The organism is Noviherbaspirillum autotrophicum (assembly GCF_000818395.1).
Taxonomy (GTDB): Bacteria; Pseudomonadota; Gammaproteobacteria; order Burkholderiales; family Burkholderiaceae_D; genus Noviherbaspirillum; species Noviherbaspirillum autotrophicum.
In genome coordinates this window covers 2,755,863-2,770,405 of record NZ_JWJG01000028.1, presented here as the reverse complement: position 1 = coordinate 2,770,405, position 14,543 = coordinate 2,755,863, and the positions used below count along the sequence as shown (strand labels likewise).

At 56.1% G+C, this 14,543-nt stretch carries 16 protein-coding genes and 2 pseudogenes; 8 read left to right on the top strand and 10 right to left on the bottom strand.

Annotated elements, in window-relative coordinates; genetic code table 11:
• Positions 1-14: 14 nt before the first annotated feature.
• Entirely contained in the window at positions 15-1,079 is a 1,065-nt protein-coding gene (locus TSA66_RS14005; RefSeq protein ID WP_040040454.1) for a lysylphosphatidylglycerol synthase transmembrane domain-containing protein, read from the top strand.
• 37 nt (positions 1,080-1,116) lie between these two features.
• Here the strand turns inward: TSA66_RS14005 and TSA66_RS14000 are convergent, their stop codons facing one another.
• The 4 genes and pseudogenes from TSA66_RS14000 to TSA66_RS26960 all read right to left on the bottom strand — a co-directional run bounded on the left by TSA66_RS14000 (position 1,117) and on the right by TSA66_RS26960 (position 3,329).
• Positions 1,117-2,016, bottom strand: a complete 900-nt coding sequence (locus TSA66_RS14000) for a GGDEF domain-containing protein (protein WP_040038565.1) — start codon at positions 2,014-2,016, stop codon at positions 1,117-1,119.
• Positions 2,013-2,650: pseudogene (locus tag TSA66_RS27750) on the bottom strand (ABC transporter permease); the annotation flags it as partial. The gene TSA66_RS14000 and the pseudogene TSA66_RS27750, both read right to left, overlap by 4 nt.
• Positions 2,644-2,763: pseudogene (locus tag TSA66_RS27745) on the bottom strand (ATP-binding cassette domain-containing protein); the annotation flags it as partial. The pseudogenes TSA66_RS27750 and TSA66_RS27745, both read right to left, overlap by 7 nt.
• A gap of 119 nt (positions 2,764-2,882) precedes the next feature.
• A complete protein-coding gene (locus TSA66_RS26960) occupies positions 2,883-3,329 on the bottom strand; it encodes a hypothetical protein (RefSeq protein WP_198358654.1) in 447 nt (148 codons plus the stop codon).
• 204 nt (positions 3,330-3,533) lie between these two features.
• Here TSA66_RS26960 and TSA66_RS13980 point away from each other — a divergent pair, with 204 nt between their 5' ends.
• A complete protein-coding gene (locus tag TSA66_RS13980; RefSeq protein WP_040040453.1) occupies positions 3,534-3,884 on the top strand; it encodes a TCP-1/cpn60 chaperonin family protein in 351 nt (116 codons plus the stop codon).
• Between the two features lie 97 nt (positions 3,885-3,981).
• Here the strand turns inward: TSA66_RS13980 and TSA66_RS13975 are convergent, their stop codons facing one another.
• Positions 3,982-4,821: a universal stress protein gene (locus TSA66_RS13975; RefSeq protein WP_040038570.1), complete on the bottom strand. Its 840-nt coding sequence runs from the start codon at positions 4,819-4,821 to the stop codon at positions 3,982-3,984.
• Between the two features lie 84 nt (positions 4,822-4,905).
• Positions 4,906-5,601, bottom strand: coding sequence for a hypothetical protein (locus TSA66_RS13970; protein WP_052451973.1), 696 nt, complete (start codon positions 5,599-5,601; stop codon positions 4,906-4,908).
• Between the two features lie 287 nt (positions 5,602-5,888).
• Between TSA66_RS13970 and TSA66_RS13965 the strand changes: the two genes are divergently transcribed.
• Entirely contained in the window at positions 5,889-6,116 is a 228-nt protein-coding gene (locus TSA66_RS13965) for a hypothetical protein (RefSeq protein ID WP_040038571.1), read from the top strand.
• Positions 6,117-6,464, top strand: coding sequence for a hypothetical protein (locus TSA66_RS13960; RefSeq protein ID WP_040038572.1), 348 nt, complete (start codon positions 6,117-6,119; stop codon positions 6,462-6,464). It abuts the gene before it with no gap.
• Positions 6,465-6,569: 105 nt separating this feature from the next.
• Here the strand turns inward: TSA66_RS13960 and TSA66_RS13955 are convergent.
• Positions 6,570-7,708, bottom strand: a protein-coding gene (locus tag TSA66_RS13955) for an IS3 family transposase (protein ID WP_408639464.1) whose coding sequence is annotated in 2 segments (ribosomal slippage) — positions 6,570-7,450 and positions 7,450-7,708 — 1,140 coding nt in all. Because the reading frame shifts where the segments join, the coding sequence is not laid out codon by codon here.
• A 259-nt stretch (positions 7,709-7,967) separates the two neighbouring features.
• Here TSA66_RS13955 and TSA66_RS13945 point away from each other — a divergent pair.
• Together TSA66_RS13945 and TSA66_RS13940 are read left to right on the top strand one after the other, a co-directional pair.
• Entirely contained in the window at positions 7,968-8,444 is a 477-nt protein-coding gene (locus tag TSA66_RS13945; protein ID WP_040038601.1) for a NuoB/complex I 20 kDa subunit family protein, read from the top strand.
• Between the two features lie 338 nt (positions 8,445-8,782).
• Positions 8,783-9,184, top strand: coding sequence for a GYD domain-containing protein (locus tag TSA66_RS13940; protein WP_040038575.1), 402 nt, complete (start codon positions 8,783-8,785; stop codon positions 9,182-9,184).
• On the opposite strand, the gene TSA66_RS26955 is transcribed toward TSA66_RS13940, so the two are convergent.
• The 3 genes from TSA66_RS26955 to TSA66_RS13930 all read right to left on the bottom strand — a co-directional run bounded on the left by TSA66_RS26955 (position 9,178) and on the right by TSA66_RS13930 (position 11,645).
• A complete protein-coding gene (locus tag TSA66_RS26955) occupies positions 9,178-9,441 on the bottom strand; it encodes a hypothetical protein (protein WP_157691539.1) in 264 nt (87 codons plus the stop codon). The two genes, TSA66_RS13940 and TSA66_RS26955, sit on opposite strands and share 7 nt — an antisense overlap.
• 396 nt (positions 9,442-9,837) lie before the next feature.
• Entirely contained in the window at positions 9,838-11,121 is a 1,284-nt protein-coding gene (locus tag TSA66_RS13935; protein WP_084199153.1) for a c-type cytochrome, read from the bottom strand.
• A 14-nt stretch (positions 11,122-11,135) separates the two neighbouring features.
• Positions 11,136-11,645, bottom strand: coding sequence for a c-type cytochrome (locus TSA66_RS13930; protein ID WP_332309919.1), 510 nt, complete (start codon positions 11,643-11,645; stop codon positions 11,136-11,138).
• A 670-nt stretch (positions 11,646-12,315) separates the two neighbouring features.
• Here TSA66_RS13930 and TSA66_RS13925 point away from each other — a divergent pair.
• The gene (locus TSA66_RS13925; RefSeq protein ID WP_040038577.1) at positions 12,316-13,977 is read left to right on the top strand and encodes a nitrite/sulfite reductase; all 1,662 of its coding nucleotides are present in this window, start codon (positions 12,316-12,318) and stop codon (positions 13,975-13,977) included.
• 19 nt (positions 13,978-13,996) lie between these two features.
• Positions 13,997-14,512, top strand: coding sequence for a DUF934 domain-containing protein (locus tag TSA66_RS13920; RefSeq protein ID WP_040038578.1), 516 nt, complete (start codon positions 13,997-13,999; stop codon positions 14,510-14,512).
• Positions 14,513-14,543 lie beyond the last annotated feature (31 nt).

The following is a 14,543-nucleotide window of genomic DNA, read 5'->3' as shown; positions in this document are numbered from 1 at the left end:
AGGATATCCCAACGATGAGTGAGGAAAATGCAAAAGGTACCACTTCGATAACTTTGCATGTGAACGGCAATGGCGCAGAAGTTGGACCGGGCACCGGCCTTGGAACCGGCGAGCACCGGTCAGCATTGCGTGCTGCTCGCTGGTTTTCCTGGATTTTCGGTTTCGCAATGCTTGCGGCGGTCATCATCGCCGCGCTCCACTTCTCGGAAGAACAGGAGTTCTTGCGCCTCGCAGAGAGGGCGCAGCCATGGTGGCTGGCCGTCGCGATCGTTCTGCAAGTCGGAACCTATCTGGCGCAGGGCGAGACTTGGCGCGTGGTCACGCGGGCGGCCGGAATTGTGCTGCCGTTGTGGGTGGCCTTCAAACTCAGCCTCGCCCAGCTGTTCATCAGCCAGGCTCTTCCATCTGGCGGCGTCAGCGGGACGGTGGTCGTCGCCCGGGCGCTCGAGCTACGCGGAGTTCCGCGTAGCGTTGTCATGGCTTCGGTGCTCGTCGATGGCGTCTCATACTATGCCGCCTATGTCCTGACCCTTGTTCTCGCGCTTCTCATCTCGATGGTGGAGGGCCGAGTGAACCCGCTCATTCTCGCGGTCGCCCTATGCCTGGTCGTCTTCAGCGTCGCGCTGACCACAGCCGCCCTTGCCCTTGCGGGACGACGGCGCACGACGCCTGCTTGGCTCGGGCGCGTTCCGCTGCTGGCGAACATGCTTTCGCTACTCGGCGAGGCCGACCCGACGCTTGTCCGTAGCTTCCCGCTCATTCTCAAGAGCGTATTGTTTCACCTCGCCATTGTGCTGCTTGACACAGGCACAGTATGGGTTCTCATTCGCTCGCTTGGCGAGGTGGCGTCACCTACCGGCGTATATACGAGCTTCATCGCTTCCTCGTTGCTTCGGACCATCAGTATCGTGCCTGGCGGGCTGGGTGTATTTGAAGCGACCTCGGTCGTGGCGTTGCAGCACGCGGGAGTGTCGATCCCGGCGTCGCTCGCGGCGACCTTGTTGTTCCGAGGGGTGAGCTTCTGGCTGCCAATGGTGCCAGGCCTGTTCTTCTCCCGCGACATAAAGAAGGCGACATGACATAGTGGAACGTACTTGCATTTTGAAACGGTCGAATTCATTGTGGCTTCGTCGCGCTGTGCGCAGTCATGGCTTCATATTCTTCGACAAGGACGTTGTTTTTTCCATGACGCTTGACTTCATACATCAATAGGTCTGCCGCCTTGATTGCGCTATGGGGATCGGGGATGAAAGAACGGAACGTCACGCATCCGATACTGCAAGTCACCGCCACCCGCTCCATTTGAAAGGCCCGATGAAGCGCAACGCGGAGTTTTTCAATGAGAATCACGGCCTGATGCCGATCGACTCCGTGAAGGAGCAGCGCGAATTCGTCGCCGCCAAGCCGGGCCGCAACATCGCTATGGCGAACAGACTTTCCCAATAGGCTTGCAGTGAGCCGAAGAACCCTGTCTCCCTCGTCGTGGCCGTACTTGTCGTTTATTTTCTTGAAGTCATCAAGATCGATATACACCAAACCGAATCCTATCTGCTGGCGTGCCATCAGGTTGACGCTGAACTCCAGGCGCTCAAAAAAGCCAAGGCGGTTAAAAACTCCGGTGACGGCATCAACGCGCGCGAGCGCGGCTTCATTTCGCAAGTGAACTACAAGCACGTCGAGCAAGTACACGATGACCAGCAAGGTGCAGACATGCATGAACAGATTCCAAAAGAACAGACCTTGGCGATTTACGAAATAATGTGCGTTGACTTGTTCCATCATCAACGGAGTGCTTGACAGGATGGCGAGGAAGATCCCGCAATGTTTTCCTGCATACCACGTGCCGATACCGACTGGCACGATATAAAGAATGAAGAGGGAAATATCGACTCCAAACAGGTAGTCTGGAATGCCGATCGCAATAACGCTGGCGAGCGCCAATAGAAAAGTTGTGCTGAACGACGCATCTTGAAGCCAGCGATCAGCATTGGACAGTGCGGACTTGAGACTCATCATGCGTGGAAATTGATTTTGTGCGACGACCAAAGCAGATTGGCTGCGTACTCCCACCCGCTGAAAATATCGAACGGCGCGATCTTGAGCACCTTGCGAATGCCGATGTAACTGGAGCTGGTCGCGATCAGCATCACCATGCCAAATGCTTTCCCGAAGTTGTAGAACGTGATCAACGATGCATAATCCGGTAGCCGGAGCTTCGCCACGCCAATCAAGCGCGTGCATCAACCCACTTCGATGCCCTAACCCGTCAATGCCTTAATCGTTGCCGGGAACCGGATCATGTAGACCAGTTCCCGGCCCTTCGCGTCGATGGCTTTCAACGCGCCGAACTTCTCCAGGTTCTCCAGAGTGAAAGTGTAAAAAGCCTGTCCCGACATCGACGGTCCGGCAATGACGCTGATGATCGTCATCAGAAAAATATTGGTGCCGATGGCGGTCTGGCACTTGTAGAAATTGCTGATGCGTTGAATGAACTCGCCCTTGGTCAACGCGAAGTAGGCAAGGCGCGCCACTTCTTTCTGTATCGCTGGTGCGTCGGCCGGGTCTTTCAGCTCGGCCAGGATGTAGGAAATCGTAATCGAGTTGACGGAAAGTACCGGAGCGCCCGGCAATAGCTAGCGTAGAGCGTGGGCACATATCGGTTTCCTCCACCATGACACTGCCTTCATTCGGGAACAAGATTCCCGAGAGGATGCGCAAGAACGTCGTCTTGCCGCTGCCGGAGGGGCCGACGATAGAGAGCATTTCACCAAAGCAGGTGACGATGCTGGCGCGGTTGAAGGCGACCGTCCTGGCTTCACCTTTGCCAAAGTACTTCACGATCGTGTTTGCCCGAATCGCCAGCGCTGGCTTCACCACCGTGTTCACGGCGGAGTCGCTGGCACGGCGCGCCAATTGACGCGGCACTGTGGCACGTAGGGGTAGTAGCCGGGAGGATCGGCACAGTAGTACCAGTATTGCGGCATCGCCGACGGGTCGCTCGGCGGGGCGATCGACGCCATGGGCGGCGGTTGATAGGGATTCGGATAGGGGTAGATTGGTGCCGGATAAAAGTACCAGGTCGCGCCGACGATCCACCACCAACCTGATTGGTCACCATGTCGTCCATGGAGCCAGCGGCCGCCGCGCCAAAGCGCCAGGTCATGTTCATGAAAGCGCCGGATATCGCCGCTCCAGTGCCGTGGGGTATGACTGCGTCCGGGTGCTGCACGACCCCGTTCGGCACGCTCGACATCGTGCTCTTCATGTTCCAAACGTCCATGGCGCTCCTGTGCCACGCCGGGAACTCCCAACAGCATTAAGAGCATCATTGGAAAAACTGGAGGCATGATTCTGAAGTTTTTTTTCATGTAAGAATCCCCATGCCACCTTGGCGCAATCAAGACAACGTATCTCATTCAGAAGTGGGCATGTGCCTGCAATTCAGCATAGTCATGCATGCCGTACGGGGCTTGAGATCGCTCATTCCCGAGGAGTCTTAACATTTTCAAGAGCAAGTATTTCTTCGCGCACGTATGCGGACATGCGACGCGCGCGCAGTCGAGGAGGGCATCGGTGCCGCTGGCGGAGTGGCCTCGCTTCGTGCTCGCAGCGCTCTTGAAAATCTTCAGCTCCATAACCTGGCGCAAGATTCCGGGGTAAAGATCGTTCACCGTGCGCTGGAAGAGCCGTTGCGCCAAATTGTTTTCAATGCTGGTGGCGACCCTGACGCGGTGATCGAGGCAGTAACCGACGGCACCGGTGATTTCGGGTACAACGCGGCGGATGACAGGTACAGGAATCTGATGAAAATGGGAATCATCGATCCCACCAAAGTCACGCGCCTCGCGCTGGCCAACGCGGCCGCGATCGCAAGCCGGTGCTGACCACGGATTGCATCGTCATGGAAGCACCATCGCAGGCAAGGGCATCGCCCGAAGCAATGCCAGGGGAAATGGGATTCTGATGCCGCTTTCCTTTTCCTCAATGCGACATGAAAACGGGAATTGTCATCGCGTTCAGCATCGTGCGCGTAACGCCCCCCAGTAGAATTTCGCGAAAGCGTGAATGCCCGTAACACCCCATCACCAGCAAGTCGCTATTCAAATTGGCAGCGAGAGACAGGAGCGCTTCGCCGACATCTGTTTCTGTCCTTTCTTGCATCACGTCCACTCTGATGTTGTGGCGTGCAAGATATAACGCGATATCGGCGCCGGGCTGTTCACCGTGAGCATCGGATGGACGATCCGGGTTGAACACGGCTACTTCCACGATCTTTGCCCGGCGCAACAAAGGAATTGCATTGCGCACGGCTTTGGCGGCCTCGGGGCTGCCATTCCATCCGACCAAAATCCGTTCGCCACAACTCGTTGTCGTAGCCGCATAAGGAACTACGAGGACAGGGCAACCGCTCGTCATCGCGACGTATTCCGGCAGATTGGCATAGACCGATGGCGCCGCTCCCTCTGGATCGTATTGCCCCAGAACGGCCAAGTCACAGTATCCCGCCTGAAGAGCCAGGCCGCCGGCGGCTTCGTCGTCACTCAGGCGTTGCTCATAGGATGCAAGTCCCGCCTGCCGGATGATTTTTTCAAAAGGAACGAGTGACCGCTCGGCGCGTTGGCGCAGGATATCGAGATATGGCTGAAGGCTCTCAGGGGTGACATCGATGGCGACAGCTTCGATCAGAAAGCGGGACACGCCTGTCATGGCGACGCCGATGAGGTGTGCATCTTCCAGCATCGCCAGCCGGGCCGCCAGTTCGACACGGATGTCACAATTCCGGCCATCGTCGACATGTACCAGAATCGTTTTATAGGACATAACACCACTCTTTTCGCAGCGCTGATGCGAGGTTTTTTCAGCTTACGTCATTTCCTTCCAGTCAGAACGAGCAATTCCATCCTCCTAATGCGTGGTATGCCCGTGCTGTGCAGCGCCGCCACGACGTGCGGGAACGGCGGCAGACTCACTGATCCCGCCCCGGATGCCTGTTAATACATCTTGCACCGCCTGGACGGCCATATTGCTGATGTGTGCCGCTTCTTCAATGGCACCTTCGGCAGACTTTTTGCTAATTTCTGCGACGTTTTCCCCAACCTCGGCAGTGGCTTCGATAATTCCGTCCACCGTGCGCTTCGCTACCGCACCAATGTCGGCACCTATGGTCGCTGTCTGCCTGATGATTGTGCGAATAGTTTCTGTAGACGCTTTTGCGACATCACCCCCAACGTCATGCACACCCATCACGATTCCCGTAGCGACGCTTTTGGCACTCATTGTCAGCCCCGTGCCGACTTTTTCGGCAGCCTGGATTGCGCCTGTTACGGTATTCTCCACGACGTTGGTCAGCTGGGCTGTCGCATCTCCGCCAGCGCGCAAAGTATCGGATACGGTCGTCCTGACAAGCTTGGTGATATCTGCTTCAATATCGTTGATGTCGGAGAGCCGTCGTGCGATGCCCTCTTTGACCTTCCCGGCTACTGGAGAAGATGCTTTCGATGCATCGGTGGATGCAGGGGCCGCGTGACGCCTTTGTTTCGTCGCATCCGATCCCGCTTCATGTGAGTGCGCTGTGCGCGACTTCGTCTCACGCTCTGCCATATTGCACCTCCATTCGTTGACTTTGCAACTTATCGTATCGCGCCCATCGCGAGCGCAGCGCCATACGTTGCAATCTTGTGGTGAAAGTTTTTTGCGCGCCTATGCTAATTCGCATCAGTGTTTCCAGGCTACTTCGTCGTGCTATATACCCTGTTGTTGTAGTTGCTGGAATCGCGTTTGGAAATGGATTTGAGCCGAACCACTGATGCACCACAAACGTTTTTACTAGGCGCACTGCACTGTCCAAAATCAATTGGTGCAGAAGCGTTTTACACGCAAAACCCTGTATGCATGAAATCGGGATCATTGATAATCAAAGGCAAACTTTGAATCGAGTGGTAGAGGCCATTTTTCTGGAATTTGGCGCATCGAGAGCAAAGATGCTGACAATGAATAAGACTTCCCCGGCACGCCAAAGCCTCATCGACCTGGGCCGCTCACTGGAGCTTGTTAGCATCGCCATTTGCCCTCCCTGTAGCGACGTGTCGCTGCTTGGTGAAATGGAAGTGGCCTAGATGCAATTGATCAACCCGGTCCTGGTCGGTCCGCCCACGAAAATACATGCCATTGCCAAAGGCTCAGGCATCGATATTTCGTCTTGCCGGCTCGTCACCACGGAGCACAGCCATGAGGCTGCAGCACGGACGATGGCGCTCTGCCGGTCCAGCGAGTGTGAAGCACTCATGGGAGGCAGTCTGCACACCGACGAACTGGTGCATGACGTCGTCAACGCTGCGCCCCGTTTGCGCACTGCCAAGCGCCTCCGCTATGTGTTCCTGATGGAAGTATCCACCTATAACAGAATTGACCAGTTGCGGGTGCTGACGAGAGAGGTGGCCCCGTTTTGTTGGACACGAATTTGACTTCGTTAAGTGGAGCTTTGCGGATGTAGGGTTATCCACGGCGCCGCTCGCCGCCCGATGGGCAGGGCAAGAGCGTGCGGCGCGGTGGGGAACCCGGCCTGCCATCTACGCCGCCTGTTGCCACGCGGGCAGGTTGGCGAAGTAGAACGCATCCGGCGTGCTGCCGTCAAGTGCGCTGTGTGGCCTCCGAGAATTGTAAAAATCCAGATACCGACCGATCCCGCTCTTTGCCGCGCTCACCGTTTCATACGCGTGCAAATACACCTCCTCGTACTTGATCGATTTCCACAGCCGTTCGACGAACACGTTGTCGCGCCAGCAGTCACGGCCGTCCATGCTGATGGCGATGCCGTTGTCCTTGAGCAGTTGCGTAAATTCGAGACTGGTGAACTGGGCGCCCTGGTCGGTGTTGAAGATGTCCGGTACGCCGTAGCGGTGAATCGCCTCCTGCACGGCCTCGATGCAGAAATCCGTCGTCAGCGTGTTCGACAGACGCCATGACAGCACCCGCCGGCTGGCCCAGTCCATCACCGCGAACAGGTACACGAAGCCGCGTTTCATCGGAATGTAGGTGATGTCGGCAGCGAACACCTGGTTGGGACGATTGATCTCCAGATTGCGCAGCAGGTACGGATAGACCGGATGTGCCGGATGGCGGCGGCTGGTATTGGGCTTCTTGTACAGCGCCTCGATGCCTATCTTCTTCATCAGCGTCGCTACGTGCTTGCGGCCGATCTGATGACCCTCCCGACGGAGCATGTCGCGCAGCATGCGGCTGCCGGCGAATGGATGCTGCGTGTGCAGCTCGTCGATCCGCCGCATCAATTCCAGGTCCGCTTCACTGGCTTGCTGCGGCCGGTAGTACGCCGTCGAGCGTGCCAGGGACAGGATCTGGCATTGCCGGGACACCGGCAGTTCATGGGTTCGGTCGATCATTTCTTTGCGCTCACCAATCCCGCTTTGGTGAGCGCGCCGCTTAAAAAATCGATTTCCAATGCCTGCTGCCCGATCTTGGCGTGCAACTCCTTCAGGTCCGGCACGCTCTCTTTCTCGCTGACCGCAGCGCCACCGTCAAATACGTCGGCAGCCCGCTCCAGCAACTGCCGCTTCCATTCGGTGACCTGGTTGGGATGGACTTCGTACTGCTGCGCTACCTCGGTCAATGTCTTGTCGCCGCGTAGCGCTGCCAACGCCACCTTTGCTTTGAAACTCCCTGAGTGGTTGCGCCTTGTTCTTTTGGTCATGCTTTTGCTCCTGTAATCGGCCTTGCGGCCCAGATTGTGAAGCAAAGCTGCCACTTATCCTACTGTCCGAAATTCCGGGGCCACCTCTGAGCACCGAAAAATACGTAGCCCGCCGTTCGCTCATCTCATCATGGCGGGCGCTCGAAACGAATGACTAAATTGCGGTTCATCGGGTGCCATGCATTTTCTGCCGAGTTGCATTGTCAAATAAATGCGGGATGTCGGCCATGCGGGAAATGTTCCGAATCAGGAGCGCATCATGTTAATCGAAGGCGTGTTAAACGAAGGGTTCGTTACAACGGAAGTGGACAAGCTTGTCAACTGGGTCCGTACCGGCTCGATGTGGCCAATGGCGTTTGGCTTGGCCTGCTGCGCAGTGGAAATGATGCATGCTGGTGCGTCGCGTTACGATATGGACCGATTCGGTATCATGTTTCGCGCGTCTCCACGGCAGTCCGATCTGATGATTGTCGCCGGTACTTTATGCAACAAAATGGCACCGGCTCTACGTAAGGTGTACGATCAGATGGCTGAGCCACGCTGGGTGGTATCAATGGGGTCGTGCGCGAATGGAGGTGGCTATTATCACTATTCATATTCCGTTGTGCGTGGTTGTGATCGCATCATCCCAGTCGACATTTATGTGCCGGGCTGCCCGCCGACTGCAGAGCAGCTGATTTACGGCCTCATCCAGTTACACAGCAAGATCAAGCGCACCAACACGATCGCACGTTAACCATTTTTTTACCCCTATTCAGCAGCTGTACTAGTCTGTGCGAAGGACAACGAGTTTGACGGACGTCATGCAGAGATCCGTTCAGTCGTATCGGATACCCGACAATTTGAAGGCCGGTGACGATCGTGGGCGCCACTTCGGCAAACCCGCTACTACTGCGCCTCCGGCTCGATGGCGCTTGTGCCAGCGATCAGGAAAGCAGTGTTGACCATGGCGGGCGAGCTGGCCTTCGCGCGTCAACAAACGCTGTAGCGTTTGACGCGCGCTGACGAATTGACCGATTGGCGTTGTCAGACTGGTGTCCCAGGAAGGTGCGCAAAACCTGGAAGGAGATTCAAATGCCAAAATATCTCATTCAAGCCAACTATCTCACCGACGGCGTAAAGGGCCTGCTCAAAGAGGGGGGGACGGGGCGACGTGATGCTGTTGATGAATTATTCAAATCGATGGGCGGAACCGTTGAAGCATTTTATTTTGCCTTTGGCAACGAGGACGTTTTCATCATTGCCGATCTCCCTGACAATGCTACTGCCGCGGCACTTGCTATCAGAGTCAATGCCGCTGGAGTAACCCAGTGCAAAACGACTGTGCTGCTTACCCCTCAGGAAATTGACGAGGCTGTGACGAAGACCGGCACTTATCGACCTCCCGGGTATGAAATTGACCAAGCCGAAGTGGCCAAGTGGGATAGCGAGGGCGGACATCTTGCTCGAGATTCGACTGGTAAAAGAAATCAATGAATAAAAATATGCCCGTCATAAATTTGATGACTCATTGAACGCGGATGCGGCATTCGCCTTGGCCGAAATCGACAGGCCACGCCATGGGATGGTTGTGCATTCCAATAGAACGGCCTCAATCGAAAGCCGATTATCGACGACGCCACGACCGGTTTCGATTTTCCTTCTTGGAGAAAGGCATCCCGATGTGCTGCCATGGCGCGTCGCACATCATGAGTTCCAGCTGTGGCATATCTATCTTCCAAAACGATGATCATGAGTCGCCTCCGTTTTCTTATTTGGAAAGCGAGGACCTTTCTGTGTTCACAGCTTTCCCCAGAAAAAAGCATAGGGCTGGCTTTTCTGTGAAGTGAGAACAGCACAATCAGTGGGGCGGCACTTTCAACATTATGAGCATAATGTCTAGTACCGCTGCCAGATAGTCCGATAGACGGAGTAGGGGCGTATTACGATGTTTTCCGAACGCAGGACGATCGGAATTATTGCGGACACTAACATTGCCTGCGCCCCCCCCGGGAGCGCCAAGCGTCCGCCTTACGGCATAAACTCGACAAGCAAAGAAAAGTCCAGCTCGGCCACAAGCAGTCTCTCAACATCCAAATTTCTACCCGAAAGCGGACCGTTAATAACCGGATGTGGCAAAGCGAAGGTGATTATTCTATGGGAGCCCCGCGAAACCGGCCGACGTCGATCGGCGACACCATGTTTCCCTTATTCCCCCAACTCGTACGAATGTAAGACACAACTGCCGCCACTTCACTATCGTTTAACTCGACCGCAAATGGGGGCATACCATATGGTCGCGGATTTCCCTTTGTGGTTGGGGGATACCCACCGTTCAATACAATGCGAATCGGATTAATGGGAGAGCGCGCGGCCAGCGATCGCGTTCCGACCAGCGGGGGATACCCCGGAGGTGCTCCTTTTCCGTCCGACTTGTGACATTCTGCGCAATATTTCTCATAGAGCTTTGCGCCTTGTTTTAATACTGCCTCTTCTTGCTTCGATACTTCGCCCAACTCTGATTGCGCGATAGTGTCGACATGAGGAATGGACTTCAAATAGATGGCCATTGCGTTGATATCGCTGGCCGAAAGATGCTGCAGGCTGCCGCTAATGACTTCAGCCATCGGCCCAAACACCGCTCCCTTGGAGGACACGCCAGTCTTTAATAAGTCGGCAAGGTCTTTCGTCTGCCAATCACGACGAGCGGCCCCGGCGTCCAATGCAAGCGAAGACGCATACCAGTTCAGAGTGGGAATCATTCCCCCGGTGAGGGCCGCCGTGTCCGCCGATCCGCCAAGGAAGTTTCTACTCGTATGGCAGGCACTGCAATGTCCAAGTCCTTGGACCAGGTAGGCGCCGCGGTTCCATTCGGGGCTCTGGTTCCCTTGCTCCTGATAGGCGCCGGGACTGAAATAGAGCATCCGCCAGAATGCCAGCAAGATGCGCTGGCTAAATGGAAACTGCAGCTCATGCTGCCGGTTTTCCTGTGCCACGGGTGTAAGCGTCCTGAGGTACGCAAAGATGGCGTCGGAATCCGCTCGCGTTACCTTTGTGTAGCTGGTATACGGAAAGGCTGGATACAGGAAGCTGCCATCTTTCGATTTGCCGTTATGGATCGCCCGCCAAAAGTCGTTTGATGTCCATGTTCCGATTCCAGTCTTTTTGTCCGGCGTAATATTCGACGAATAAATATTGCCGAATGGCGTAGAAATCGCTCTTCCTCCTGCGTACTCCTGCCCGCCTCGTGTCGTATGGCAGGCCATGCAGTTCCCGGCGCGCGCCAAATACGCACCCCGCGCAATCTGACCGTTCGAGTCGGCCGCCAACGTGCTGACCTGGTCGCTGCCCGGCTCGCGGACCAACTCGAGGCCGATCACGCAGGCAGGCACAAAAATACCCATGGCAAGAACAATGAGGAAAAGGCGTTTCATGAGGTGACGCTTGGTCATTGCGGCACACTGCCGCAAGCGATAGGCAGCTTGATGGATGACGCTGGGGAAGGCGTCATGTCATTCGGAATCGGCTGCGAAGCGAGCCAACTCGACACGGCACTGATGTCTTCCGGGCTGAGCTGCCTGCTGATTTTTGCCATGCAGTCGGGCGCGGCGGCACGGCGGGTGCCTGTCTTCCACGCGCCGAACTGGGAGTTCAGGTAATCGCGCGGCAGACCCAACAGGCTGGGAATCGCCGGGAGCGTGCCACTCAGTTTTTGTCCATGGCAAGCCACGCATGCAGGAATATTCCTTGACCGATCTCCGGACATGACCAAGGTACGTCCGCGCTCCAGGGCAGTGGACGCCGCATTGGAGAGCTGGGGCGGCGGATAGGGCGGGTGCAGGCTGGCGAAATATTCGGCTAGCTCCTGCAGGAAGGCATTCGACATATGCCCGACCATATAGGTCATTTGCGGGTTCTGCCGGCGTCCGTCGCGGAAATTGACTAGCTGGTTATACAAGTACCCAGCTGGTTTTCCCGCTATGCGGGGAAAGAAGCCATCATTCGTGGCCCGTCCTTCTTTACCATGGCAGGCGGCACAAGCAATGGCGCGCTGTGCGATCGTGTCGGGAATTTGCGACTGCTGCGCCTGGACACTTTGCGCGCCCGATGCAAGGACGCCTGCGAAGCACGCGCAAATCAAATTTATGCGGCCTGTGGCGAGACGGCGGGGCCGCTCTCGGTCGTGTGAACTCCTTGAAGTTCTCTTCATAACGTCAAAATTGGGTTAATGCGCTCAATACATTGGAGCTCACCATTAGTAACAAGACAACGCTTTTGGTATCAGCCGACATTTTGCTGTTCGAACGCCCTCCAAAACAGTGTCAGTAGCGCCTTCTTTTTGCATATCAGACGGCCTTCTGATCTGGCACGAACCAAATGTTGGCGGACTGCGCTCTCCACATCACCTCTCCAGGCTTTTGCTCTCTGGATGTTGGTTACGGCCACGGCATCAACTGCCTCGCTGACACATCGATCTGATACGGTGTTTTTTCAGGGTTCTGAATCTGTTTTGGACATCGTTAAAGACAGACAATCAGATGCAACGGACAAGAACAACGAAATGTCTTGATTTCCTGAACGCCACCTGGCGCCGCGATTCAGGCATTGGTTGAAACAGGGGTAGGTAGATGTATCAATACGATGAGTACGACGCGATTCTTGTGAACGAGCGCGTGGCAGAGTTTCGCGACCAGGTTGCCCGCAGAATTTCGGGAGCTTTGTCGGAGGAAGAGTTTCTGCCGCTGCGATTGCAGAACGGGTTGTACATGCAAAAACATGCGTACATGCTGCGCGTGGCCATTCCTTACGGCGTGCTGTCTTCTACTCAGCTCAGAATGCTGGCGCATATCGCGCGCAAGTATGACCGCGGCTACGGCCATTTCACCACGCGCCAAAACATTCAATACAACTGGATCAAGCTGGAGGAAGCGCCCGACATTCTTGCCGAACTCGCGACTGTCCAGATGCATGCGATTCAGACGTCCGGCAACTGCGTACGCAACATCACGACAGAGCAGTTTGCTGGTGTCGCAAAGGATGAACTGATTGACCCGCGTCCTCTCGCCGAGATATTGCGCCAATGGTCGACGCTGAATCCGGAATTCGCTTTTTTGCCACGCAAGTTCAAGATTGCGCTTTCTTCTTCGATGGAGGACCGCGCCGCCGTGCGCATGCATGATGTCGGTATCTATCTGTACAAGAACGAGGCCGGGCAAAAGATGCTACGCGTATTTGCCGGCGGCGGCTTGGGTCGCACGCCGATTCTCAGTTCGCAGATCCGGGATAACCTGCCATGGGAACACCTTCTCTCCTATGTGGAGGCCATTCTGCGGGTGTATAACCGGTATGGCCGCAGGGACAACAAATACAAGGCCCGGATCAAGATTCTGGTCAAGGCGCTTGGCGTCGAAACGTTTTCCGCCGAGGTGGAAGAGGAGTGGCGCCATCTTAAGGATGGTCCGTCTACCTTGACCGAACAGGAGTACGAGCGCGTCGCCCAATTTTTCCAGTACAAGCGATATGAACCGCTCGACGACGAGGACGTTGCATTCGCACAGTATCTGTCGGAAAACAGGCGCTTCGCCCAATGGGTGAAAAGGAATGTGCGCGAGCATAAGGTGGCCGGATACGCATGCGTGACGCTGTCGACCAAGCCGGGCGTTGCAACGCCACCAGGCGACGTGACGGCCGGTCAAATGGAACAGATCGCGGCATGGGCGGAAGAGTTCGGATTCGGCGAAATCCGGGTCGCGCACGAACAGAATGTCATCCTGCCGGACGTACGCAAGCGCGATCTGTACACGCTCTGGGTGAAGGCAACAGCAAATGGCCTTGGAACGGCCAATCTTGGCCTGCTGACCGATATTATTGCCTGCCCTGGCGGAGACTACTGCTCGCTCGCCAATGCCCGGTCGCTTCCTGTTGCGGCAGCCATTGCGCAGCGCTTCGAGGACCTGGACTTCCTGTGCGAGCTTGGCGATCTGTCCCTCAACATTTCCGGCTGTATTAATGCATGCGGCCATCACCACATAGGAAACATCGGCGTTCTCGGGGTCGATAAGGATGGCGAGGAATGGTACCAAGTCACCATCGGCGGCGCCCAAGGAATGGAATCGGCGCTCGGCAAAGTCATCGGTCCTTCGTTCCGCGCCGAAGAAATGTCGACGGTCATAGAGCGGCTAGTCGAAACGTTTTGTCGGCTACGCGTGCACGATGAGCCTTTCATTGAGACATTGGCCCGTGTCGGCGCCGAGCCGTTCAGGTCCGGTGTTTACCGCGAGGCGGCCTAATCAATTTTTCAGTGCTTTTATGCCGAAGATAATCAAGCTGGTCGGTGGTTCTCCGCACATCGTGGATGACCTTTGGGGAGTGATTCGAGACGTCGAATTGCTCGATGAAATCAACTTATCCAACAAGATCGTGCCGCTGTCGTATTTTCATACTGCTGGCATCCGCGCCGACACGTCGAAGTGTCGCGCGGTCTGGATTTCGCCGGACGACGACTTTGAGCCACTTGCGCCGCATCTGCGCCAGCTCGACCTGATTGCCGTCGATTTTCCCAGCTTCCGTGACGGCCGCGGCTACAGCATTGCTACTCTGCTGCGCTCCCGATACCGGTGGACCGGCGAATTGCGCGCCATTGGCGATGTGTTACGGGATCAGCTCAACTACATGCGGCGCTGCGGGTTCGATTCCTTTGCGGTGCGCGCTGACAAGGACATCCACGATGCGCTCCTGAGTTTCAACCACTACTCGGTCAAATACCAGGGCTCGGTCGACGAGCCGCTTCCGCTGTTCCGGCGCAGAAGCGGGAACCACGGATAAGCGCAGTTCTTTACCCGTTGCCCCTGTCCAT

Coding starts and splice junctions, on each gene's coding strand:
- TSA66_RS13960 (WP_040038572.1), top strand. CDS start 6,117: ATGCAATTGATCAACCCGGTCCTGGTCGGTCCGCCCACGAAAATACAT.
- TSA66_RS14000 (WP_040038565.1), bottom strand. CDS start 2,016: ATGATGAGTCTCAAGTCCGCACTGTCCAATGCTGATCGCTGGCTTCAA.
- TSA66_RS14005 (WP_040040454.1), top strand. CDS start 15: ATGAGTGAGGAAAATGCAAAAGGTACCACTTCGATAACTTTGCATGTG.
- TSA66_RS13940 (WP_040038575.1), top strand. CDS start 8,783: ATGCCAAAATATCTCATTCAAGCCAACTATCTCACCGACGGCGTAAAG.
- TSA66_RS26960 (WP_198358654.1), bottom strand. CDS start 3,329: ATGATGCTCTTAATGCTGTTGGGAGTTCCCGGCGTGGCACAGGAGCGC.
- TSA66_RS13935 (WP_084199153.1), bottom strand. CDS start 11,121: ATGAAACGCCTTTTCCTCATTGTTCTTGCCATGGGTATTTTTGTGCCT.
- TSA66_RS13965 (WP_040038571.1), top strand. CDS start 5,889: ATGCATGAAATCGGGATCATTGATAATCAAAGGCAAACTTTGAATCGA.
- TSA66_RS26955 (WP_157691539.1), bottom strand. CDS start 9,441: ATGATCATCGTTTTGGAAGATAGATATGCCACAGCTGGAACTCATGAT.
- TSA66_RS13920 (WP_040038578.1), top strand. CDS start 13,997: ATGCCGAAGATAATCAAGCTGGTCGGTGGTTCTCCGCACATCGTGGAT.
- TSA66_RS13945 (WP_040038601.1), top strand. CDS start 7,968: ATGTTAATCGAAGGCGTGTTAAACGAAGGGTTCGTTACAACGGAAGTG.
- TSA66_RS13980 (WP_040040453.1), top strand. CDS start 3,534: ATGCGGACATGCGACGCGCGCGCAGTCGAGGAGGGCATCGGTGCCGCT.
- TSA66_RS13925 (WP_040038577.1), top strand. CDS start 12,316: ATGTATCAATACGATGAGTACGACGCGATTCTTGTGAACGAGCGCGTG.
- TSA66_RS13975 (WP_040038570.1), bottom strand. CDS start 4,821: ATGTCCTATAAAACGATTCTGGTACATGTCGACGATGGCCGGAATTGT.
- TSA66_RS13970 (WP_052451973.1), bottom strand. CDS start 5,601: ATGGCAGAGCGTGAGACGAAGTCGCGCACAGCGCACTCACATGAAGCG.